General features: G+C 40.3%; 11 protein-coding genes and 1 pseudogene. 3 read left to right on the plus strand and 9 right to left on the minus strand.

The genetic code is table 11. From position 1 onward, the window contains the following. Positions 1-36 precede the first annotated feature (36 nt). From V7K44_RS33230 to V7K44_RS19050, 6 genes and pseudogenes are all read right to left on the minus strand, one after another. Positions 37-1338 carry a GAF domain-containing sensor histidine kinase gene (locus V7K44_RS33230; RefSeq protein ID WP_442940702.1) on the minus strand — a complete coding sequence of 434 codons (1302 nt, stop codon included), beginning with the start codon at positions 1336-1338 and terminating at the stop codon, positions 37-39. Positions 1339-1370: 32 nt separating this feature from the next. Beyond that, positions 1371-2702 (minus strand): annotated as a pseudogene (locus tag V7K44_RS33235) (serine/threonine protein kinase); the annotation flags it as partial. Between the two features lie 73 nt (positions 2703-2775). Next, positions 2776-8670: a trifunctional serine/threonine-protein kinase/ATP-binding protein/sensor histidine kinase gene (locus tag V7K44_RS19035; protein ID WP_334933470.1), complete on the minus strand. Its 5895-nt coding sequence runs from the start codon at positions 8668-8670 to the stop codon at positions 2776-2778. A gap of 72 nt (positions 8671-8742) precedes the next feature. After that, complete coding sequence (locus V7K44_RS19040; RefSeq protein WP_334933471.1) at positions 8743-10551, minus strand: response regulator; 1809 nt, start codon at positions 10549-10551, stop codon at positions 8743-8745. Positions 10552-10579: 28 nt separating this feature from the next. Next, the gene (locus V7K44_RS19045) at positions 10580-12802 is read right to left on the minus strand and encodes an ATP-binding protein (RefSeq protein WP_334933472.1); all 2223 of its coding nucleotides are present in this window, start codon (positions 12800-12802) and stop codon (positions 10580-10582) included. 352 nt (positions 12803-13154) lie between these two features. Continuing rightward, complete coding sequence (locus V7K44_RS19050) at positions 13155-14705, minus strand: ABC transporter substrate-binding protein (RefSeq protein WP_334933473.1); 1551 nt, start codon at positions 14703-14705, stop codon at positions 13155-13157. 442 nt (positions 14706-15147) lie between these two features. On the opposite strand from V7K44_RS19050, the gene V7K44_RS19055 reads away from it, so the two are divergent. The 3 genes from V7K44_RS19055 to V7K44_RS19065 are packed head-to-tail and all read left to right on the plus strand — an operon-like array spanning position 15148 to position 17931. Beyond that, complete coding sequence (locus V7K44_RS19055) at positions 15148-16233, plus strand: ABC transporter substrate-binding protein (RefSeq protein ID WP_334933474.1); 1086 nt, start codon at positions 15148-15150, stop codon at positions 16231-16233. Positions 16234-16275: 42 nt separating this feature from the next. Continuing rightward, positions 16276-17169, plus strand: a complete 894-nt coding sequence (locus V7K44_RS19060; protein ID WP_334933517.1) for an ABC transporter permease — start codon at positions 16276-16278, stop codon at positions 17167-17169. A gap of 54 nt (positions 17170-17223) precedes the next feature. Then, positions 17224-17931 (plus strand): Uma2 family endonuclease, encoded by a 708-nt coding sequence (locus V7K44_RS19065; protein ID WP_334933475.1) that lies wholly within the window; start codon positions 17224-17226, stop codon positions 17929-17931. 146 nt (positions 17932-18077) lie between these two features. Here the strand turns inward: V7K44_RS19065 and V7K44_RS19070 are convergent, their stop codons facing one another. The 3 genes from V7K44_RS19070 to V7K44_RS19080 are packed head-to-tail and all read right to left on the minus strand — an operon-like array spanning position 18078 to position 25429. Continuing rightward, positions 18078-21698: a hybrid sensor histidine kinase/response regulator gene (locus V7K44_RS19070; RefSeq protein ID WP_334933476.1), complete on the minus strand. Its 3621-nt coding sequence runs from the start codon at positions 21696-21698 to the stop codon at positions 18078-18080. Between the two features lie 3 nt (positions 21699-21701). Next, the gene (locus tag V7K44_RS19075) at positions 21702-22082 is read right to left on the minus strand and encodes a four helix bundle protein (RefSeq protein ID WP_334933477.1); all 381 of its coding nucleotides are present in this window, start codon (positions 22080-22082) and stop codon (positions 21702-21704) included. Between the two features lie 38 nt (positions 22083-22120). Continuing rightward, positions 22121-25429, minus strand: a complete 3309-nt coding sequence (locus V7K44_RS19080) for a GAF domain-containing protein (protein ID WP_334933478.1) — start codon at positions 25427-25429, stop codon at positions 22121-22123. Positions 25430-25515 lie beyond the last annotated feature (86 nt).

Genomic DNA, 25515 nt, shown 5'->3' on the forward strand with positions numbered 1-25515 from the left:
AACTTTTGGTGGAGAACAATTCAAAATCGCCAAAAATCATACCGGAATTTCAATGATGAATTCTGTACCCTCATTTAGAACTGAGTTAAAACTTAATTTACCACTGTGAGTTGATTCGACAATTTGACGAGCGATCGCTAATCCCAAACCTGTGCCTTTACCAACAGCTTTTGTAGTAAATAAATGGTCAAACATTTTTGATTTGACTTGTTCACTCATCCCCTGACCATTATCAGTAATGGCAATTTTAACTAGATTATTTTCGACTGAGGTTGTAATTGTAATCAAGTTAGGATTAGCTTTAATTTCTTCAAAGCTGCGTCCATGATTAAATTCATCTAATGCATCAACAGCATTCGCTAAAAGATTCATAAATACCTGATTTAATTGACCAGGAAAACATTCAATTTGAGGTAAATTACCATAGTTTGTGATAACTTCAATAGCAGGACGTTGTTCATTGCCTTTGAGACGATGTTTCAAAATCAAAATAGTACTATCAAGACCTTGGTGGATATTAAACGGCACTTTATAATCTCTATCAGCACGGGAGAAAGTTCTCAAACTGGTGCTGATATTTTTGAGGCGATCGCACGCTATCGTCATGGAATCAATCATTTTTGGCAAGTCTTCTAATGTGTATTCCAAATCAATTTCTGACTCGTGAACAATAATCTCCTCATTTTTGTTGGGTAAACTTGATTGATATAGTTTCAAGTGTTCGATAATATCAGTAAACGTTGGTTTAGCTTGTTTTAGACTAGCAGCAATAAAACCGAGAGGATTATTCATTTCGTGAGCTACACCAGCGACTAAATTGCCTAGTGCAGACATTTTTTCACTTTGCACCATTTGTAATTGAGCTTGTTGTAAATCTTGCAATGCTTGTTGCAAATCTTCTGATTTTTGCTGTGATTCGGCGAATGACTGCTCTAGCTGTTGGGCATATTCTAGCGATCGCTCATACAATTGAGCATTTTCCAAAGAAATCGCCGCCTGAGCGCAAAGTAAATTCAGTAGTTCGACGCGATCGCTTGTGAACGCCCCGGTTGCTAAATTATTCTCTAGATATAAAATGCCTATCAACTTCCCTTGATGCAAAATCGGGCTGCACAAGATACTTTTAGGCTGCTGGCGCATGATATACGGGTCATTTGCTAAAGTCAGATCGGCACTTGCATCAACTATTACAGCAGTCTGCCTGTTGTGCTTAACTTTGTAAATCAGCTTTAGGGGAATGTCCTGATTTTCCTCAATAGGAAGGCGCTGCAATACAACTGGTTCTGTCCCCAGAGTAATCAATCCTTTAATTAGCAGTTGTTCGTCTCGCAACAGCATTAACACGCATTTATCAGCCCCCGCATTTTCGATGACAAGCGATTTTGGGCTGCTGTTCCCAATAGCTCCACTGCGGGTGGTTGCGAGCCAATAATTCTTTCTAGTTCGGGGATAACTTCAATAATTACTTGCCCGTTTTCTCCCACAGCTTGTAAAATCTTATTCTTCCATTGCTGGATTTGAGAATCACTTTCGGCAAGCAATTGACCCATTAAGTCTCGAAATGCTTGGACAAAAGCACTAAAGGGAATATTGCGTTGAAATTGGTCGAATTTTCCTTTGATGAAATAACCGCGTTGCTTGACAATAGGTTTGTGAACTTCGTTGACGACTGCTGTTTTTCCAATGCCGGAAAAACCTGCTACCAGCATCATTTCTGTCGCGCCAAGGCTTACTCTTTCAAAGGCTTGCAATAGAGTTTCAACTTCAGTTTCTCGTCCGTAGAGTTTATCGGGGATGAGGAAGCGATCGCACACATCCCTAGTAGCAATTTCAAAGTCTCCAATCTCACCAGTTTCTTTTAGCTGATCTAAACATTTTTCTAAATCAAACTTCAATCCCAATACACTCTGATATCTATCTTCAGAATTTTTCATCATCAGTTTACTAACAATTTCTGAGATAATTGCCGGAATCTGTGGATTAATTTTATCTACTAAAGGTGCTGTTTTAGCAAGATGAGAATGTACCAATTCCATTGGATCGTTTGATGCAAATGGTAACTCACCCGTGAGTAATTCATAAAAAGTTACACCAAGGGAATAAAAATCTGTGCGATAATCGATTCCCCGATTCATTCTCCCTGTCTGTTCAGGAGAAACATAAGCTAGTGTTCCTTCCAACACATTGGGGTTAATAAGGGTTTGCGTTTCTCGTGGTAGAAGTGATGCAATACTAAAGTCAATTAATTTGACTTGTTTGGTTTCAGGATTAATTAAGATATTGCTGGGTTTGATATCTTTATGAATAATGCGCTCACGATACAATATATCTAAGGCATTGCAGAGTGCGATCGCAATCGGTAAAAACTCGTCTAGAGATGCAATATATCGCCCCTGGTCAGAGGTAAAATAATTTTGAAGAGAAATCCCCCCAAAGTCTTCCATCACCAACGCATAGCCATTCTGATAGGCTTGGAGGCTATAGGTTTGGACGATTAGTGGTGAGTTGAGATTTTTGGCAATGGTGTACTGATTGCGAAACGACAAGAGTTCGTTGAAACTCGGATAAGGATTTTTCAGCAGTTTAATCACTACGGGTAATGAGTCACTCTCTCGATACCCGCGATAAACTAGGGTTCTCGAACCATTGTAGAGTAAATCATAGATGCGATATCCAGGAATATTAACTGTTGTGCTAACCATACTGCTAAATCTGTGAAATTTCCAGATTTAGTATTCCCAGATATCTGAAGATGTTTACCAAAAGAGCCTAAAATTATACTGGAATTTCAATAATAAATTCTGTCCCCTCACCTATAACCGAGTTAAAACTCAATTTTCCACTGTGGGTTTCTTCAACAATTTGACGAGCGATCGCCAACCCTAAACCTGTACCTTTACCAACCGCTTTCGTAGTAAATAAATGGTCAAATATTTTTTGTTTAACTTGTTCATTAATTCCCTTACCATTATCCAGAATGGCAACTTTAACGAGATTATTTTCGAGGGAGGTTGTAATTGTAATGCAGTTAGGATTGGCTTTAATTTCTTCAAAGTTGAGTCCATGATTAGATTCATCTAATGCATCAATAGCATTTGCGAGAAGATTCATAAATACCTGATTTAATTGACCGGGGAAACATTCTACTTGAGGTAAATTACCGTAGTTTGCAACAACTTGAATCGCCGGACGTTGTTCATTGGCTTTGAGACGATGTTTGAGAATGAGAATAGTGCTATCAATGCCTTGGTGGATATTGAAAGGTACTTTGTAGTCTTGATCGGCACGAGAGAAAGTTCTCAAACTGGTGCTGATGTTCTTTAACCTGTCACACGCCATAGACATAGAATCAATCATCTTGGGTAAGTCTTCTAAGCTATAATCCAAGTCGATTTCTTCGGCGTGGTCTTCGATTTCATCGCTTTTGTTGGGTAAACTTTCTTGATATAGTCTGAGATGTTCAACAATATCAGCGATAGTAGGTTTCGCTTGTTTGAGACTAGCAGCAATAAAACCTAAAGGATTATTCATTTCGTGAGCTATACCAGCAACTAAGTTTCCGAGTGCAGACATTTTCTCACTTTGCACCATTTGTAATTGGGCATTTTGCAGGTTTTGTAAAGCAGTTTCTAGCTCTTGTGCTTTTTGTTGAAGTTGGACTTGGGCAACTTTGCGATCGCGTAGCGCAGTTTGCTGTTCTGTAATATCATCTGCTAGGGAAGCAACTCCGATTAACTCGCCATCTGCACTTACAAGCGGATTGTTATACCAAGCACAAATGATAATTTTACCATCCTTTGTCACATTTTCATTGATACTGTAATTACCGCCCTCCTGCGATATTATTTCGCCGCTGACTCGCTCCATTTCTGCTTGAATTATTTCAGGAATAATGAATTTGAATCCACAACCCAAAGCCTCTTGTTTGCTGTAGCCAAAGATTCTTTCTGCGGCTGGGTTCCAGTCAGTAACTTGATAATTGGTATCCCACTCTATAACTGCTAATGGAGTTTGCTGAACCAATAGCTGGAGTCGTTGCTGGGATGATTGTAAGACAGACTGTGCGATGCTTAACTCCTCAAGCGATCGCTCTAGCTGTTGGGTATTTTCCTGAGATCGCTCATAAAGTCGGGCATTTTCTAAAGAAATTGCCGCTTGAGCGCAGAGTAAATTCAGGAGTTCGATGCGATCGCTAGTAAACGCCCTCGTTGCTAAATGATTTTCTAGATATAAAATGCCTATCAACTTACCTTGATGTAAAATCGGGCTACACAAGATACTTTTCGGCTGCTGACGCATGATATACGGGTCGTTGGCTAAGATCGGATCGGTGCTTGCATCAAGTATCACAGCAGTCTGCCTATCGTGCTTCACTTTGTAAATCAGCTTCAGGGGAATGTCTTGACTTTCCTCAACGGGAAGGCGCTGCAATACAACTGGCTGCATCCCCACGGTAATTGACCCTTTAATTAGCAGGCGTTCACCTTTGGCATCGCCTAGTAAATCCTCTCGCAACAGCATGAACACGCATTTATCAGCCCCAGCATTTTCAATGACGATTTCAAGCAATGATGAAAGCAGTTTTTCAAATTCAATTTCGCCGGAAAGAGTTTGAGAAGCTTTGAGAATAGTAGCTAAATCTAAAGCAACAGAGACACTGCTACTGTGGGAAGTGCCGGAATTCGTGGATGTAACGCTTGCTAACGAGAAGATTGTTTCGTTAGTGGAGAAAGGAGAATGGGTTTGCTGGAGGATAAGGGCTAACAGTTGCGGATAGCGTCTTTCCAGATCGGCAACCTTGGCTTTTGCCCCCCAACGTGCGTAACAGTAGTATGCTTCTTGCATATATCCTTGGGCGACTTTTTCTTTGCCCCAGTTGAGGTAGAATTTGCCAGCAACTTCATTGCTTAGGGCTTCTTCTTGAATATATGCATTCGCTTTTGCAGAGGCGATCGCGCGATCGTAGTAATCCATTGCTTCATACATCTGCCCCAATACCCGATACTGCTCTGCTTCAACCAAATAAAATTTGTGTAAATGGTTTGTGGGTGCATGGTTTGCCCATTGTTCCAGCTTCTTCTGGTTGTCAACAACTTGCTGGGGCAGGCATTCCTTACCTTGAGCGTTGGGTAACATCGCCAGATGAGTCAATGAATCGTAAAAGTGAAATACCGGCACCATAAAACAACCGGATACTCCACTTAAATATTGTTTGGCATCAGCCGCCACTTTGATAGCTTGTTCCCACTCATTAAACAAGTAACAAAGAATTAATTTATTGATATACAGTGTTCCCATTGCGTAAAGATCGTTTGCCTTCTGATGCAAGGGCAACATGATTTGTTCGTCATAGATTACACCTTGAATTTCCCAAGGGCACTTGCTCTCTGCGAGTAAATTTAAAACGGATTGGTAAAAGACTCTCAGATAGTTATGAGCAACTTCCTGTTTGAGTTGAGCCAATGCCTGATTGTAAACCTTCATATCTGGTTCTAGGATTGACAAATCTTTTCCGAGAAAATAGGATAGCGAACAGTAATTGTAGGCACAGTAGGCAGCATATTCTAAAGTACCCATCTCCAGACCGCTGTGGTATCCGTCGAGTAAAGGAGCGAGTGAATTTTGAATATGATGTTTCCAAGGCTTCACGAAGGGATAAACCATGTTAATCGTGCTGGCTTTAAATTCTTTGCTTTGGAAGCGTGATAGTAGTCCCATTGCCAGTTCACCAATGCGATCGCCTAAATCTATTTCTCCAATACCACACAAAATCACTCCATACCAAGCATAAGCCTGTGCTGATACCGCAGCATTACCATATTCCACTGATAACCTAATCTGCTTACACACGATTAATGGCAGTAATTCTGGAACCGCTTGATAGACTGCTGCTGTCACCGCCGCTAAAATTCGGATCGCTGCCAGGGCTTGGAGGTCTGTCATTTGGGGCAGTTCCAAGAAATCTTCTAAATGTTTTCCTTTTAATACATCCTGAGTCTGTTGCAAACTTTCAGTAATATCTGCGTCAGTCGGCTGTGGAAACAATACTCCAAATAATTCCAAAGTCGAAAGAGCGGTTTTAATAGCTTTGGGCTGTTGACTCTGGGCTACCTCAGCCAAAATTCTCACTTCATAGACCTTCACTTTGTCTAGTAATTGACGAGCATTTTGCACTACTTCGTCAACTATCTGCTCCATTTGCCTAAAATCACCACTCAGACAGGCTACTTCTGCGGCTAAATCATGCAGAGCTAACGTTAGTTCATAGCATTGCTGCCAACAACTTGTTGTGAGAAGTTGTATACCTTTAGTGGCGTATTCAATTGCTGCGACGTAAGCGGTTGCAGATTTAGCTCTTTGGGCAGCAATTAGATTTAGTTTTGCTAATTCCTCACGTTCAGTTTCTGCAACAATTAAATCGGCTCCTTTATTTAATTGATTGACAATCTCAAAGATTTTTTCCTCTTTTTCCGTCTCGCTCATTACACTTAAAAGCAATTGCCCAATTTTTAAGTGCGTCAGTTGTTTTTGGTCGTCGGGAATCAGAGAATAAGCGGCTTGTTGGACGCGATCGTGTAAAAATTTGTATGTAACAGTCTGAATATTTTCCGGTGTATATGCAAGAGTTTCTTGCCCAATATAAAATTTATAAACATCACCGTTAGGTAAAATCAACCCTTCTTGTAATCCTTTCCACAAAGCCGCAGCCGTTTCAATTTGAGATTGTTTAGAAACAATTGCCAAACTTGCTAAATCAAACTGATTACCAATACAAGCAGCTAGCTGTAACACCTGTTGAGTTGATAGCGCTAGTTTTCGCAATTGAAAACCCATAAAGGCAATAACATCATCTGTAACGGCTTGAGTCATCACTTGGGTAATGTCACATTGCCAACAGCCTAACTCAATATCAAATTCAATCAGATTTTCTTGATGCAATGCTTTGAGAAACTGGATTGCGAAAAACGGATTTCCTTGAGTTTTCTGATAGATTAATTGAGAAAGAGTCCATGCCGAAGTTTCTGTACATTTAAGTGTGTCACCAACTAATTGATTCACTTTGAGTTGACTCAGTGGTGCTAACGTAATTGTATTAATCGTCGCTTTGTTTTTTTTGATTTCACTCAAAGCCAACATTAATGAATGTCCTAAATTGACTTCATTATCACGGTATGCACCAATTAACAAAAGATGACCTGTATCAGCCATTAAAAGCTGCATTAACTTCAATGATGCCGAATCTGCCCATTGCAAATCATCTAAAAACATCACTAATGGATGTTCAACACTGGTAAAAACTTGGGTAAATTGTTGAAATAATAAATTAAATCTATTTTGTGCCGCTGTTCCTGATAATTCTATGGCGGGTGGTTGTTCGCCAATAATTCTTGATAATTCGGGGATGACTTCAATAATTACCTGTCCATTTTCCCCAACAGCATCTAAAATCTTGCTTTTCCATTCCTGAATCTGTGCATCACTTTCTGTTAACAATTGCCCCATTAAATCCCGAAAGGCTTGTACAAATGCACTGAAGGGAATATTCCGTTGAAATTGGTCGTATTTGCCCTTGATAAAATAACCGCGTTGGCGAACAATCGGTTTATGAACTTCGTTGACAACCGCAGTTTTTCCAATTCCCGAAAAACCTGCTACCAGCATCATTTCTGTTGCACCAAGGCTAACTCTCTCAAAGGCTTGGAGTAAAGTTAATATTTCGGTTTCTCGTCCATAAAGTTTATCAGGAATAATGAAGCGATCGCACACATCCCTACGAGCAATTTCAAAACTCTGAATTTCACCATCAACTTGTAGCTGATGTAAACAATTTTCTAAATCAAATTTCAGTCCCAAAGCACTCTGATACCTATCTTCGGCATTTTTTGCCATCAATTTCATTACAATATCTGACAACACTTGTGGAATATCTTCACTTTTGACTTTTGACTTTTGACTTTTGACTTCCTGAAGGGATGGTGGAAGTTTAGCAATATGACAATGCACTAATTCCATTGGCTCATTTGATGCAAAAGGTAAATTTCCTGTAAGTAACTCGTAAAATGTCACACCCAAAGAATAAAAATCAGTTCGGTAGTCAATCCCCCGATTCATTCTTCCTGTTTGTTCTGGGGAAATATAAGCGAGTGTTCCTTCTAAGATATTGGGATTGACTAGCGTTTGGGTTTCACGTGGTAGTAAAGATGCAATACTAAAGTCGATTAATTTAACTTGTTTGGTTTCGGGATTAATGAGAATATTGCTAGGTTTAATGTCTTTGTGAATAATCCGTTCGTGATATAATATATCTAAGGTATTGCACAGTGCGATCGCTATTTCTAAAAACTCCTGTAAAGATTTTCCCCTTCCCTTGATTCTCCATTCCTTGAGGGAAATCCCCCCAAAGTCTTCCATCACTAGCGCATAGCCATTTTGATAGGGTTCCAACTTATAAGTTTGGACGATTAGCGGTGAGTTAAGATTTTTAGCTATGGTGTACTGGTTCCGAAACGACAAGAGTTCGCTAAAAGTGGGATGAGGATTTTTCAGCAGTTTAATAACTATAGGTAATGAGTCAGTCTCTCGATACCCTCGATACACAATGGTTCTAGAACCATTGTAGAGTTCTTCGCTAACCTTGTATCCAGGAATATTGACAAGAGTGCTAACCATACTGCTAAATCTTTAAAGTTTCCAGATTTAGTATTCCCAGATGCTTGAAATTGTTTACTAAACGAGTCAAGATTACACCGATATCTCAATAATAAACTCCGTACCTTCACCGATAACCGAGTTAAAACTCAATCTTCCACCGTGGGTTTCTTCAACGATTTGACGAGCGATCGCTAATCCTAATCCTGTTCCTTTACCGACAGCTTTGGTAGTAAATAAATGATCAAAAAGCTTTTGTTTGACTTCTTCATTCATTCCCTTACCATTATCTTTAATCTTAATAATTACTTTTTGCTTATTTTCACTAATTTGAGTAATAATTGTGATAAAATTAGGACGAATTTTTATCTCTGCAAAACTGCGTCCAATATTTGACTCTTCCAAAGCATCAATCGCATTCGCTAAAATATTCATAAACACCTGATTCAACTGCCCAGCAAAGCATTCTACCAATGGTAGCTGACCATATTCTTTGATAACTTGAATTTCTGGGCGGGTTTGCGAAGGTTTGAGACGATGTTTGAGAATCAAAATGGTGCTGTCGATGCCATCATGAATATTGCAAGCAACGGGGCGATCGCTATCAGCACGAGAGAAGGTTCGTAAAGAAGTACTAATATCCCGAATTCGCTTCACACCTTCTTGCATAGAACCCACTAACTTCGGTAAATCTTCGCGGATGTAATCGAGGTCAATTGCTTCGATTTCATCTTGAATTACTCCACTGGGAGGAGAATATTCCTGTTGATACAAATCAATTAAGCCAAATATATCCTTGATATAATCTAAGGCAGGTTGAATATTACCGCCCAGGAAGCCAACAGGGTTATTAATTTCATGTGCCACCCCTGCTACAAGGTTTCCCAATGCCGACATTTTTTCACTTTGCACCAATTGCACTTGAGTGCCTTGAAGTTCTGCTAATGCTTCTTCTAGATTTTGTTTTTGTTGTTTGAGTTCTTCTTGTGCCAGTTGACGTTTGGTAATGTCTTCTGTCACCAATAAAATGCCGAACACATTTCCTTTGGCATCGCGTAAAGGCATCTTGCTCGTATCTAACCAAATTTTCTGACCATCCGCCCGTTGCCATTGTTCAATTATGTGGAGTTCTGCTTTACCAGATTCCATAACGCGGCGATCGCACACACGATACCAATCACATTCTTCTTTACTGATCAGTAAGTCATAGTCAGTTTTACCCACAACTTCATCAGGCGAACTTAAGTTTAATACAGTAGCCAAACTTTGATTACAGCCCAAATAAACTGAATTGATATCTTTCCAGGCTACCCAGTGGGGAATAGTATCAAATACTAAGCGCATCAATTGTTGAGTTTGTTTGAGGGTTTCAATCGATCCAAATAGTTCCTGGGTTCGTTCAGTGACTCGTTGCTCTAGTTGCTGGGTGAGTTGTTGCAGTTCTGTATTTCTGGCTTCAAGAGACTGACTCAAGTGGTTAAGCTTTAAGTGCGATCGCACCCGCGCTAACACTTCACCTTGTTGAAACGGTTTGGTAATATAGTCAACGGCTCCTAGTTCAAAACCTGTGACTTTATTCACCGATTCAGAAAGGGCCGTGATAAAGATAATTGGAATATTTCGGGTTTTCAGATTGGCTTTGATGCACTGACAGGTTTCAAAGCCATTCATCCCCGGCATCATCACATCCAGTAAAATCAAAGACACTGAAGTATGTTCCAATTGTTGTAGCGCACTTTCACCACTAGTGGCGATCGCAACTTCAAAACCAGCATTGGCTAAGGTATCTGAAAGCACCTTCAAGTTATTTGGCACATCATCGACAATCAGGATAATGCCATTGTCAAACTGGTTGGTAACGGGACTGTTAAATGTAATGGAATTTGTAGAGAATACTGTCATAGGAAAAATGGGGATTGGGGATTAGGGATTAGGGAAGATATTGTTCAATCAATGCTCGGATTTTTTCAGTCTGGAAATTATCTGCATACTCACGTACTGCTTTAACAAATGGTTGGTATCGCTCATCTGTTTTTTCCACAGTTTTTAGCTGTTGCTCAATGGCCATCAAGCGTCCCTGCAACGCCAATGTGTGCAACTGTGACAAAACCTCCTCAGTTGGGGGGACAATCTCATCTGGGGTGGATGAAGATATTGCCTCTGAGTTGGCTTTCATCGGCTCCACATCAATGGAATTTTGGTCATAAATCCATTTTAGATTCAGGTATTTTTCCAACAACTTCAGCAGCGCTGGGGCTTCTACAGGCTTGGGTAAAAACGCATCGGCTCCGGCTGCGATACTCTCATTCTGATTACTTTCAAATACACTAGCTGAAGAAGCGATCGCTGGAACATTCTGCAACTCAGGAATCTGCCGCAACTGTCGCAGCATCTCGTAACCATCCATTTCTGGCATCATCAAGTCTGTAATAATCAGGTCAGGATGAATCTCCTGCGCCTTGTCCAATCCTTCTCGACCGTTGCTGACGGCAATCACTGCAAAACCCAAAGGTTCCAGTAAACTAACCAAAACTGACCGATTCTCCCAACGGTCATCGACTACCAGTAGCTGGCGCTTGCTGCCTTCAAATCCTATAATCTTCCCTTGCTTAGTTGTTCGCAGACTTGCTGCCCATTCTTGAGCTTCGGGAAGTTCAACTTCAAACCAGAAGGTGCTACCTTGTCCAAGTTGGCTGTCCACATTTAGGGTGCTACTCATCAGAGAAACGATTTGCAGACTGATTGCTAGTCCTAATCCAGTACCTTCTGCTTGTTTCTTCACATCACCCACTTGTTCAAAGGGTTGGAAGATTTTTGTGAGTCCGATTGGCGATATCCCGACCCCTGTATCTTCAACCTCAAAGCGAATTTGATAGGTTGCAGTTTCCAGTTTGTGAGTTTTAACGCGAAATGTAACTCCGCCTTCGTCAGTAAACTTAATAGCATTGCCCAATAAGTTAATCAACACTTGGCGGATGCGTTTTTCATCGACTGTAATGCCAACAGGTAAATTAGAATCAGGTTGATAGGTAAAAGAAATTCCTTTTTGACCAGCACGCACGCGCATCATCTCTGCAATGCCTTCTAAAAGTGCCGGGAAATAAGCATCGTCAGGATATAATTCCAACTTGCGGGCTTCGATTTTGGCGAGGTCAAGGATATCATTAATCAGATTAAGCAAATGATTGCCGCACTGATAGATGATATCTACACCTTTTTTAGCTCGTTCTGTTAAGGGTTCACCATTTTGGAGAATTTGGGCATAGCCCAGGATGCCATTGAGCGGAGTTCGCAGTTCATGGCTCATGTTAGCGAGGAACTCACTCTTGGCAAGGTTGGCAGTATCGGCTTTTTGTTTTGCTTCTGCTAGTTGTAGTGTGCGTTCTTCTACCTTTTGTTCTAAGGTGGCAAAGGAGGTTTGCAACTGTTTGGCCATGCTGTTAAAAGATACGGAGAGTTCTCCAAGTTCATCGGTGCGATTGCTTGGTAGAGTGGCATTCCAATTCCCCGTTTCTAATTGCTTGGCAGCGCTATTGAGTTGTAAAATAGGTAGCACTACCAGCGATCGCGATAGCCAACGCACTAAAACTACAGTTACTAATAACACAGCTAAAAAATTTATCAGAGCAAATCCGGCTACCGAATATTCTTGGCGAACTACAGAACTTGCATCCAGTTCAACCACCAAGAATCCATTCACCCGCCCCTGGAGATTGGTAATTGGGGCATAGCCGTAAAGAATGGTTTCACCATTTGTAGTTTGGCGAAATTCCTGCTCAACAAACGGTGCATTGTGGGCAATGGCGGCATACAAATCATCTAATGACTTTGTGTAATCCATGCCAATCAATACACCTTTGCCTCGATCGGCAGGGTCGTAGTTTAAGACATAGACAAATTTTTTATTTGGTTGTTGGCGTACCGTATAAATACGTTTAATATCTTTACTGGTTGCTTGAATTGCTACAAGTTTATCTTGATTAATTTTGTAAAAGGCTGAGGTGCGATCGCTTGGTTTAACAATCAATCCGTGATAATCGCTATCGATTTGTGGAACAGCTAGACTGACAACCGCCAAAAGACGATTACGGATTGCCTGTCGTTGACTAGAGTACAACTGCCAGTACATCCCCGAAGCTATTGTTCCAGCCATTACTGCGATTAGCACTGAATAGGAAGCAATAATTTTTGTGCTCAGGTTCCAATTTCGCACTAGCGTGGCTCCTTTTACAGTCTCAAGCTACTGATATTGGCAGTGTATTACAAATCATATTCGAGATAATTTTTACTCAATTATTTTTAAGATGCCCACTTCATTTGTGAAATGAACAGCTGGGTTGAAAAAGAGGTAGGGGAGCAGGGGACAAGGGGTGGGATGGATTTCACTCGGGGTTTAAATCCCCCGGAGTTGCTCCTCTTGGGGAGACCCCAAGACCGCACTCCTCTTCTCTGCGAGACGCTACGCGAACGTCTGAAATGTCTTTAATTTTGAATTAATTGCTCCCTCATAGCCCAAGGCTAGCGCGGTAAGCGGCGCGTTGAGACTCACGCCCCACTTTATTGGTAATCTGCTCCCATCCCTGTTCAATCTGCTGCATTGTTTTCTCTGTGGTAAGTTTGTTCGCCAAAAAATCAGATACAGCCGCATCGAGGACTTCAAATTGATATTCCTGATTATGGGGAATGCTCAAATTCAAAACTATGTTGGGGCTGTTCAAGCTGACCCCAATTGCTCCAAGATAGTTGTTGGCAGCTTCGGACGACAGTCCTGCTTTAATCCAGGGATCTGAGTTTTCAAATTGCGAAATTCGGTAGGGATTGAAGCCAGTTGTACCAATGGTTACATCTACATTGGACTGAGTAGGTTGACTCATATAGGAGAGAAACGCATATGCGGCATCCTGTACCCTCGGTGCTGCCTTGGCATGAATCACACCAGTCCAACCGACGTTGGCAGCGTAGGGCGCGTGATTGACACCATCAATAGCATAAGGACAGGTAAACTTATCACAGGCGACCAATTTGTTGGTCTTGCGATCGAGGACTTGAGTAGTACCTGGAGTGATGACAGCACCGACTTTATCCATCACTTTAGACACAGACAAATCTATAGCTAGAGGCCCGACATCGCCCCAATCAATAGTCAGAGCGCACCTGCCAGTGATAAATAATTCTCTAGCTTTAGAACCACCCAGATTTTGATCTTGGGGAACTCCATAATCCATAGTTTGTTTGTAAATATCCAGTGCTTTGGCAAAAGCTGGATTGTTCACTAGGGGTTTCATCGTATCTGGGTCAAAAAATGCCCCTTGTGCTGTTCCCTGAGATTGCAAAAAAGGAGTAGCAATAGATATCAACATACTTGTGCTATTTTCATGAGCGCGTTTTGAAACACAAGAGCCATAGTCTGGTTTCCCGTCGCCATTTAGGTCTTTGGCGTGAAACCGTTTAGCGATCGCCAAATACTGATCCCACGTTTCTGGAGGCGTCAAACCAACTTCCTTTAACAGATCGCTGCGGTAATAAACCATGTGAAAATCGCCATCCAACGGAATACTGTAGGTGCGCCCTTTATAAGTCGCACTGACATTCCGAAAGATCGGAGCGATATCATCCCACTGCAAAGTAGCATCAGTCTTCACTCGTGCAGTTAAATCTTCCAGATAGCCAGCATTGATAAAGTCAATCAACCATTGAGGCAAGATAACTGCCATATCGTACTTTGAATTGTTACCAGACCAGTTCTTTTCCAATATGGTGTAAAGATTTTTAAAGGGAATACCCGTTAGATTGACCTTCGCTCCAGTCAGCGATTCAAATTCAGCAATATGTCGCTTAGTCCCCGTATAAATTGCTTCATCATGGGTAATGACGTTAATCGTCACACCGTCAAAACGTTGTACAGCCGGGTTGGTCTGGGTAGGCCCAGGAGATGAAGCTGTTTGAGAATTGGGTGGGGAAAAACTGCAACCTGGAACCCCTAAGCTCAACCAGAGGGCAGCCAAGAAAATCAGACAATATCGAATTTGCTGCCGCAGGTTTTGCCAATTAAACATTTGTATGAGTCCTCCTTACATTTATGAATCCAAAACTCCTGTCACAGTTTTAACTGGTAAGGTAAGGACAAACCCTGTGATTTTTGCTAGTACAGAAGTGCAGTACAGCTTGCCACACTGAGTTTCCTGGATAATTTGGCGATCGCTCGCTTTGTTAATTTTTATAACTCAAGCTTGATTAAAAACCGTGCCTAACATTAGCTAATACCATTTCTTTGTGAGGCTGCGCCAAATTTTCTTTCTTCCTTTGTGTCCTTTGCGGTTCGTTCCTTATATAATTTGGCGCATCTTTATACAGAATTGGTATAACAGGAGTAACTTATTAACAGTTGCACAGGTAGATACACTTAAGTTAATCTTTAAACTACCTATGGGCACTCCAATTAAAGGCATATTTAGAATCAATCGGCAACAATACAAAAGATGATTAACTATTAACTTAATGACTAACAGACGCCAATTTTTAAAAGGGGTGGCAGCACTTTCTAGCTTATCTTTAGGTGGTTGTGGCTGGAGGCTGGCTGAAGTACGTGCTAATTCTAATACGAATGGTCAGCGTGACCAACTTTATGTCTTTACCTGGACACAATATACTGACAACCAATTACTGAAAACTTTTAGCGCCCAAACTGGCATGAAAGTGCTGGCAGATGTGTATGATTCCAATGATGTCATGCTGGCTAAATTGCAAGCTGGAGGCGGTGGCACTTACAGCATCATCAACCCATCTGATTATATGGTGCAGAAGATGGTAGACAAAGGCTTGTTAACAGAAATAAATCACAATCGCTTAATCGGTCTAGAGAATTTATTTCCCCGGTTTCAGAATCCTAGTTATGACCCCAATAACCGCTACAGTATCCCTTTTAACTGGGGGACAACAGGTTTACTTTACAATTCCGAAAAAATTAAAGATGCACCACAAGACTGGGATTATCTTTGGCAAAATCAAGAGCAACTGAATCAGCGGATGACCTTGCTCAATGATGTTCGAGAAGTTATGGGTGCAACCTTACGAATGCTCGGTTATTCTTACAACTCAAAAAATGAACAAGAAATTAAACAAGCTTATGAAAAATTGAAGTCCCTAAAACCTGCGATCGCCCGTTTTGACACCGACGCTTGGCAAAATCAAATTCTGGCAGGAGATTTACTATTGGCAATGTGTTATTCCGCAGATGCCGTGAAAATCTCTCAAGAAAATCCTAAACTCAAATATGTGATTCCTCGCAGTGGTTCTTCATTATGGACAGACACTATTGTAATTCCCAAAACAGCCCCCAACCAATCTGGAGCTTATGCTTGGATTAACATGATTTTGCAACCAGGAATCGCAGCCCAAATCACTCAACGCCTAAATATTTCTACGCCTAATAGCGCCGGATTTGAGCAATTGCCAAAAACAATCCAAAACAACACTAACTTGTTTCCATCAGAGTCCCTGTTAAAAAATTGTGAACGTGTTACACCTGTAAGAGAATTTGAAGAGGTTTACGATCGTTATTGGACTCAATTAACTAGCAGTTAATTGAGTTAGGAGTTAGGAGTTAGGAGTTAGGAGTTAGGAGTGATTAATTTGGAAAAAAATGAGATTTCTAAAATAGAAAAATTGCAGAACCCCGTCAGAAATTGGCTGCAACCTTTGGTATTGCTGGCACCATCTGCGATTTGGTTATTACTTTTGTTGGTGCTGCCATCTTTGATAATTTTCGAGTTAAGTTTAGTTGCAGACATCCGACCAGGAGATTTGGTCAATCCCAACGGGTTCAAAAACTACATCCGAATATTTGACTCACTTTACGTGCAAGTAATTGGGCGATCGCTATTTTTTGCCTTTGGCACTACGGTAATTTGTTTAATTTTGGGCTTCCCCGTCGCCTATTGGATTGCTCAGATAGCGCCGCAGCGTTGGCGAAATTTGCTGCTATTAGCCTTTGTTCTACCTTTGTGGACTTCTTCCTTACTCCGTTCTTATGCTTGGATTACAATTCTTCGTCCTACTGGTTTATTGAACAGTTTATTCAGCAATTTAGGCTTGCCTACTTGGGAATTACTCAACAATAGTCAAGCTGTATTAATTGGCATGAGTTACAGTTTATTACCTTATATGGTTTTGATTTTATATGCTTCTCTCGAAAAGCTAGATAAGCGCTTGCTAGAAGCTGCGGCTGATTTAGGTGCAAATCCAGTGGAAACTTTTTTCCAAGTAACCGTACCGCAAATTTTTTCGGGAATTGCGGCTGCTTCTATGCTTGTATTCATCACAGGCTTGGGGGATTTTGTCGATCCAGAATTACTTGGTGGTGCTTCTAGTATGACGGCGGCGCGGTTAGTTTATAACCAGTTTCTTGGAGCAACGCAAAATTGGGGATTCGGTTCAGCCTTGAGTATGACGTTAATTTTGTTTGTTAGTATTGCGATCGCACTTTTAATTAAGTTTGGGGAAGCTGCACCCAAACGCTAAACTTTTGTTGGCTCATTTATAATAAAGGCATCAAACGCCAGCGAGACAACGGTTATGCTCTCACCCGATCTCAAAAATGCGTTACCAACTACCGACGAACTTCCGTGTTCAGACGATACCCCAGTGGATAACGAAGATCAAAACTTTTTGCCCAATATTTTACTTTTCTTACTTAACTCCATTTGGGCAAATCGCATGGATTGGTACTTCGGAGTAGATATGGGAGTGTATCACACCACAGGAGTAAATCCCAGAGTACCTGTAGTCCCAGATGCTTTTTTAAGTCTGGGAGTAGAACGGAAAAAGGGTGGTAAATCACGCAAAAGTTACGCTGTTTGGGAAGAAAATGGGATAGTTCCAATATTCACATTAGAAATGGTATCCCATACTCCAGGAGGTGAATACGACGAAAAGCTAGATATATATAGAAAACTCGGTGTATTGTACTACGTAATTTATAACCCTGAGTTTTGGCGACGCGACCAACATCAACCCTTTGAAGTGTATAAGTTGATAGATGGAAGCTACCAACTACAAATAGGTGAACCTTATTTGATGCCAGAGGTTGGATTAGGTATTGGGCGACACCAAGCTGTAATTGCCGGTATACAACAGGAGTTTTTATGTTGGTATGACGAGCAAGGAAACCGCTATTTTACAGATGCAGAACAGGCACAACAAGAGCGATCGCGGGCTGAACAATTAGCCGAGTATTTACGTTCTCTAGGTGTAGATACAAATAATCTACCGGATAATTCGTAATTCGTAATGACGCTCTCTACGTTCCCTGCGGGACGCTTACGCGAACGCGCAGCGTATCGCAGACAGAAGCTGCGCGTAGCTTGCAACTTTTACAGAGTACGCGGACTCGCTACCGCTACGCTAACGTAATTCGTAATTACAAATTGTTAATTATTTTTCACTATGAGTAAATGATCTAAATCATTTGGATTATTGTTAATTAACTCCTTAATTTTAGAGATAAACTCATGCTCTAAAAAAGGTTTGGTTAAGTAAGCTTTTGCACCCAATTCTTGGGCAAGCTGGCGATGTTTTTCAGCACTGCGAGAAGTAAGAATCACAACAGGAATTTTTGCTAAATTTGTGTATTGGCGGAAATTGCTCAACAACTCAAAACCATTCATTCGTGGCATCTCTAAATCGGAGACGACAACTTTAATTTCAGGATGTAACTGCAATTTTTCTAGAGCTTCTACACCATTTTGAGCTTGTATTACTTGATAGCCAGATTTTTGGAGAGTTAGAGAAAGGGTTTGCCGGAGACTAATTGCATCATCTACTACTAAAACAACTTTTGGTGATTTATAATCTGGCTCTTCAGAATAACTGGATTGGGTTTCTATAGTTGTTGTGGAAGTCGATGCCGCAAGTAATGGTGTAGATGAAAAAGTATGCCCTGATATCGGCAAGGCTTTTTTATTTGACGAAGAAGCTACTGGTAGCGCCCTGATGTCAAGTGTTGTTTGTTGGATTTCGCTAGATTTTACCAGTAACAAAGCATCAATTACTAAGATGAGATTACCATTGGCTAAACTACTACAACCATAAATGTATTTTGGCGGTGCGATCGCATTTCCTAAAGGTCTGATTACCAGTTCTTGTTCGCCGATTATTTGGTCAACTTCTAAAGCAACTTTTCCCTGATTTCGCTGTAGCAAAAGCACCGGATTTTTCGCTACACTTGGGTTGTGAGTATTTGAAGTGTTGTATAGAGTCTCATTATTAATGAATGAACCATTATAATTAATCAACTTTGAAAGTTGACGAAGGCTAACCATAGTCTCATCATTGTCTATATTCCAATACAAGACTTTTTTGCCTTCAATTTCTTTAATCTGTTGTTCAGAGGGAATCAATATTCTTTCGATACTGTCTAACATCAGACCATAAACAACACCTTTGGCTTGAACTAGCATTAACTTTTCTGTAGTCATAGAAAAAGGAATTTTGAGTATGAATATTGTTCCTTGGTTGGGTAAGGATTGAACTGAAATCGAGCCGTGGAGTGCGTGCATCTGAGTACGCACAATATCTAAACCCATGCCACGCCCAGAAATTTCACTTACTTTATTTGCAGTAGTAAATCCAGGCGAAAATATCAAATCTAAAAGTTCAGGTTCAGCCAGACTAGAAGCATATTTTCTAGTTTTTTCTTCAGTTTGTATGGGATAAAGTTCAGCAGCTTTTCTGCGAATTCTCTCTAAATTCAATCCTTGGCCATCATCACGAACTTCGATAACAGTTTGGCTACCCTGATGATAAGCGCAGATTTCGATTAAACCTTCTTCTGGTTTACCAAGCTCTCGGCGAACTTGCGGAGCTTCAATACCGTGGTCAAAAGCATTACGCACTAAGTGTAACAAAGGATCGTAGAGCTTTTCTGCGATCGCTTTATCTACTAGTACTTCACTACCAGTAAGTTTCAATTCTACAAGTTTGGCATGAACATTCCCCAATTTATTTACCATGTGAGGGAAGCGATTCAATATATTGCCCAAAGGCGCCATTCGTGCTTCGACTAAGCTATCTATAATATTAAGAGTTAAATTCTCTTGTTTATCACTAATTTGAGTAGCTTGTGTCAGAAGCAAATCGAGAGATTCTGTGGTTTCTTGTAGTTGCAGTGTTTCTTCTATTGCTTCATGCAATGTCATGTGAAATTCTGTATATACATCCATTTCTAGAGAGTCAAAATCCACTGCAAAACTTTGCGTTTGTTGTGAGGTAATATTTTGTATTTGTAAAGGTAGATCGCGTAAATTGTTTAAAGTTGTTTGATGTCTAGTGAGTTGCTGTTCTAGTTGCTCAATTATTTCTTTGACCTGTTCATCTTGTAAACTACGCCGTTTTTGGTAAATCAGCAATTCTCCTGCTAAATAATTGAGGTGTTGCAGTCTCTCTGTATCTACCCGAATAAATGAAGGTTGACGAAAGTTTTTAGTTTGAACATACTCTGATTTATCGTCTATTTCTTTGTTAATTTGTGTAGCTATATCAGGGATGACTTCAATAGCTGTTTTCGGAACGTCTATAACTACCTGCTCGCTGACAGTTAATGAATCAAGCTTTTCTGAAGAATTATCAGCCTGGGTTGTCACGACTTCAACAACAAGGTTCTGCCTAGCTTCTTCTCCCCATATTGCTTCTAGTAAGTTATCAGTTGATTGAGAAGATACAATCTCTTTAATAACTAACAGTTTTTGTAACTTGGGGCTATCAAGCCAATTTTTCTCTTCACTAGTAACAGGAGGATAACTTTTATATTCTTTTGCTAATTTATGAATTTGGTTTTGTAATATTTTAATTGCTGAGAGGTAGCTATCAGATGCTTTCAGAGAATATTGAAATTTTGCAACTGCAAATAAAATGATTAAGATAATTCCACGTCGATAAATACAAAGACTTTGACTATCTTCTTCATCGCGAACGAAATCAAGAAAGTCTTTCAGCCAGTTTTCGATATAATTCAGCAGACTTCTTCTTTCTAATCTGGGAACTAGTAAAGTTAAATTTAGTTCCACCTCTGGTATTTGCATCTGGTGATTAAACCAGCCAAAAATGTAGCGAATTACTTTTAAATAGAATTTGGCAGTTGTTGGCTTTACCGATTCATTTTTATTGTTATCAGATGTAGTGAGAAATTGATAAAATTGTTCTACATTGATGATAAATGTGTTAGTAAATGAATTATTTGGCAATTCTTCAGATAACTCATTATTTGCCACTACTGCGAGTTTTTGCAAACCTGATGAAGGTTCTCCACCAGATGTGCGATCGCCTTCTAATACTAATTTTTTTGCTTGTTGTAAATCTACCAGGGCAATTTCTGCAATTTGCTGTACCTGACTGGGATTTGCTTGCAATGCGGAGAGAATCGTTTGGGAAATTTCTCCCAATCCAGGCAAATTTAAAGATTCTGCCAAGCCCAGAAATACTTCAGCTTGAGAGTGTAAAAACTCGATAAATTTGTCATTATTTGGTGGATTGTTAATAACTTCAGCGATACTGTTTAGACGTTGTTCTACTCCTACTTCAAAAACAGATTGCACAATATCAAATCCCAATTCTTCAGAAGTGGGAATATGAGATTCAGCACCAAATGCATCACCCAGATTTTCTTGTAACTGTGCAAACACTGAAGTCGCTCGATGAAGCAGTTCTTCGTCATTAACAGTACTGCCTATTAGCTCAGTATTTAATGCTATACTCAAACACTCATAAGCTTGTAATAAAAGTGTTTGAAATTCTGCATCTACGATTACTTTTGGATTGTATAAAGCCTTAAATACATCTTCTAAAAAATGAGCGATCGTCTTAATTAATTCTAGCCCAACGTTAGCTGCACCACCTTTAAGTGTATGAGTAGCCCGCATTAAATTGTGAATTTTAGCAATGCTATAATCTTCGGATAAGCTAAATAGTTCTTGTTCAATAATTTGGACTAATTCTGGGGCTTCAGCTAGAAAATAGATGTAGCCTTGTTCTCGAATTTCGTTATCTGTAATCATATTTTAGATTTTTGATTTTAAATTTTGGATTTTGGATTTGTTGCGTAAAGTTTTAATTGATGCAACTGTCATTGCCAGAATTTCGGTATTTTCTAACATCAAGCTTTTCACTTTTTCCAGTGGTAATAAACCAACCTCAACAACAAGTTCCATCCAACAAAGACTTTCATCGGCTTCTTCCTCTACCAAACTGAGTTTAGCAATGACATCGGCGGTTGACTTGCCACAACAAGCTGACCGATAGTTAGCTCCCACAGATGTTGCTGAACGGATTAGCTGCTTGCCAATTACATCTGCCGTTCTGCTCTGTGGGAGAGCTTCTACTAAGCGGATTGCTCGCAATGCTAGCTGCTTTGTTCTCCGCTTAAAATCCTCCTCATTCATAATCCAAAATCCAAAATCTAAAATCTAAAATCTAAAATTCATTTCACTTTAAACTTACTAGCAGTTGTTAATAACTCTTGCGCCATTCCTGATAAATCTTGGAACACAGTCGCAATTTCTTGAGATTCAGCAAAAGTTTTATCGGCAATTTCTGCGACATCTTGCATTGATTTAGTGACTGTTACAGATTGCGCCATTTGTTTTTGAGTCGCTGCGGTAATTCGCTCGATTAACTGACTAATTTCGGCAGTCGCAGAAACGATCGCATTTAAGTTTTGGCGAGTGTCGCTAACAAGATTAGTACCTTCTACTACCTGCTGAATACCAGTTTCCATTGCTACTGCAACTTCCCCGGTTTCTGCTTGAATCTCCTGAACTAATTTTTCAATTTCGATGGTTGCTGCTGCTGATTGGCGAGATAAAGAACGGACTTCATCAGCTACAACTGCAAAGCCTTTACCATATTCACCAGCACGAGTAGCTTCAATGGCTGCATTCAAAGCGAGTACGTTTGTCTGTGTGGCAAAATTACCAATCAAATTCACCACTTTAGAGATTTTTTGTGAAGATTCGCTGAGGCGTTTAATCTTTTTGCTGGTTTGAGCAACGGTTTCACGAATTCCTTGGATTGCTTTTACAGTCAGGTTCATAGCAGTATCGCCAGACTCTACAGTTTGATTGGCTTTTTGCACTGCTAGTTGTACTAACTCAGCATTCGCTACTACAGCTTGAGTAGAGTCCACCATCTGTTGAATGTCATCTAAGGCTGCGGTAATCTCCTCAGATTGTTGTTGTGCCAGATTGGTTAGTCCCGCTAATGAAGCCTCGCTATTGCTAGAAGTTTGAGCAACTTGTTGAGCAGCCCCTTGTACTTGAACAACAATTTGCCGCAGTGCTTGCAGAGTATTATTGTAAGCATCAGCGATCGTGCCTAGCTCGTCTTCTGTAATCGGTGCGCGTACTGTTAAGTCGCCGTTAAGGGCGGGTCTAAGGGCTTTTAAGAGTTGAATCGATCGTTGTTGGAGTAACTCCTTAGCTGCCTTTTCCCGTGTTGCGGCTTCTGCTAATTTTGCCGACTGCGCTTGTACTTGTTGCAAGTATTCGGTATGTTGTAATGCCAGTCCTAACTGGCTGCCAATACGTGCTAACAAAGTGACTTCCGATTCTTCCCAATCACGAGTTCCCGAATTCTGATAAGCTGCCAGCAATCCCCACAATTGTTCCCCAGCAAATACAGGAACAATTACATAAGCTTTGGCTTCAAATTGCTCTAAAACTTCAATATGACAAGGAGAATGACCTACCTGATAGATATCATTGACAACAAAATTTTCCCCTTGGGCATATCGACCTCCTTGAGTTTCTTGTAAGTGGGTATCTTCCCAGACAGTTTTGATATCGGGGCTTACGAGTTTTACCCAAAGATGACCTGCTGACTCTGCGACAAATTCACCACTCCAGTTAGGATTGAAGCAATACACGGCGACGCGATCGCATCGCATTAATTGCCTAACTTCTTGAGTAGTTGTTTTGAAGATTTCTTCTACATCTAAAGATTGCCGGATGCGGTTACTGATCTTGGTGACAGCTTTCTCTTGTTCTGCTATTTGAGCTAGTTTTTCAGATTTGACTCGCACTAATTCCAAATAGTCTATCTGTGATTTAGCTAAACTAAATTGCAAGCTAGTCTGAACTAAAAAGTTCACTTCCCAGCTTTGCCATTCACGGGAGCTAGAATTTTGATAAGCTGCCAGCAATCCCCACAATTTATCCCCGAAAAATATCGGAACAATCATGTAAGCTTTGGCTTCAAACTGCTCTAAAATCTCAATATGACAGGGAGCTAATCCTACTTCATAGATATTATTAACGATAAAGTTTTCACCTCTGATATACCGACCTCCCTTCGTTTCTTGCAAGTAGGTATCGTCCAAAACGGTTTTGATATCAGGGCCTACCAGTTTTGTCCAACCAGTACTCACAGACTCAGCCACAAATTCACCACCCCAGTCAGGGTTAAAACGATAGACAGCGACGCGATCGCATTGTAGTGATTGACGCACTTCTTGAGTAGTTGTTTTAAAGACGCTTTCTACATCTGAAGATTGTCTGATACGGTTGACTATCTTAGTGAAAACTTTCTCTTGTTCAACTATTTGAGCTAGTTGGTCAGATTTTGTCTGCACTTGTTCGAGATATTCCCCTTGTGAGATAGCTACACCAAATTGCAATCCAATTTGAGTTACAAAGGTTTCTTCCCAAGGTTGCCAATCACGAGGCCCAGAATTTTGATAAGCTGCCAACAAACCCCATAATTTTTCTCCAGCAAATATGGGCGCAATGATGTAAGCCTTCATTTCATACTGCTCTAAAATGTCAATATGACATTGAGAATGGCCCATTTGATAAATATCATTGGCCACAAAGCTTTCACCCTTGGCATAACGTCCTCCTTGAGTGTCTTGTAAGTGGGTATCTTCCCAGACCATGTAAAAATCAGGGCCGACCATTTTTATCCAGCCATTACCCACTGACTCAGCGACAAACTCGCCACTCCAGTCGGGTTTGAAGCGATAGACACCGACGCGATCGCATTTTAGTAATTGACGTACTTCTTGAGTGGTTGTTTGAAACAGCTTATCGACATTTGATATCCGCAAAATTTTGTCGATGACTTTGGCTACCGATTTTTTTGCTAGTAGCCGCTGTTGCTGTTCTTTTTGGAATTCAAAGCTTTGTAATTTGTAAATTAGTTCTGTTGTCAGTTGAGATAGTAGGCTAATTTCTACTTCTTGCCACTGCCGCTTTGAGTAGCAATTATTAACTACTAGTAAACCCCACACTTTACCTTCTACTACAATCGGTAAACTCAAACTAGCTTTAATTTGAAATTTATCTAGCAGTTGCTTTTGATAAGGGGTAAGTTGAATCTGATTGATATCGTCAATAACTACAGCTTCTATATAGTCTTGATTAGTATACAAGCCAAAAATAATTCCAGGAATATTTTCGCCTAAAGTTGGAGTCCAACCTAGTGTTCTCGATTCGGCTAAAACATTACCTGATTCTCGCGAAGTAAACTGATAAACTAAGGCGCGATCGCAGCCAATCTTTTCTCTAATTTGTGCTACAGTAATTTTCATTAATGTATCAAGGTCTGGGGCTTGGCGCATATGAGTTGCGATGTCTTTCAACTGTCGCCGCCAAGTTTTAAATTCTAGAGCTATCGCATTTAATAAAGATATTTCACTACTAGCAATATTTGCTATATGAGCGTTACCATTCTCATTTTCTAATTCAGAGATTAGATGCTCGCTCTCATGGCTATTGTTATACAAAAATGTCATTTGATTAACCTCAAAATTGTGATTGGTAATAACTGGATATGTGGCAAGCGATATTTATCTGGTATTTACTCATTAAGGATTAGGAG

The organism is Nostoc sp. (assembly GCF_036917235.1).
Classification (GTDB): Bacteria; Cyanobacteriota; Cyanobacteriia; order Cyanobacteriales; family Nostocaceae; genus Nostoc.

Coding starts and splice junctions, on each gene's coding strand:
- V7K44_RS33230 (WP_442940702.1), bottom strand. CDS start 1,338: ATGCTGTTGCGAGACGAACAACTGCTAATTAAAGGATTGATTACTCTG.
- V7K44_RS19035 (WP_334933470.1), bottom strand. CDS start 8,670: ATGGTTAGCACTCTTGTCAATATTCCTGGATACAAGGTTAGCGAAGAA.
- V7K44_RS19040 (WP_334933471.1), bottom strand. CDS start 10,551: ATGACAGTATTCTCTACAAATTCCATTACATTTAACAGTCCCGTTACC.
- V7K44_RS19045 (WP_334933472.1), bottom strand. CDS start 12,802: ATGGCTGGAACAATAGCTTCGGGGATGTACTGGCAGTTGTACTCTAGT.
- V7K44_RS19050 (WP_334933473.1), bottom strand. CDS start 14,705: ATGTTTAATTGGCAAAACCTGCGGCAGCAAATTCGATATTGTCTGATT.
- V7K44_RS19055 (WP_334933474.1), top strand. CDS start 15,148: ATGACTAACAGACGCCAATTTTTAAAAGGGGTGGCAGCACTTTCTAGC.
- V7K44_RS19065 (WP_334933475.1), top strand. CDS start 17,224: ATGCTCTCACCCGATCTCAAAAATGCGTTACCAACTACCGACGAACTT.
- V7K44_RS19070 (WP_334933476.1), bottom strand. CDS start 21,698: ATGATTACAGATAACGAAATTCGAGAACAAGGCTACATCTATTTTCTA.
- V7K44_RS19075 (WP_334933477.1), bottom strand. CDS start 22,082: ATGAATGAGGAGGATTTTAAGCGGAGAACAAAGCAGCTAGCATTGCGA.
- V7K44_RS19080 (WP_334933478.1), bottom strand. CDS start 25,429: ATGACATTTTTGTATAACAATAGCCATGAGAGCGAGCATCTAATCTCT.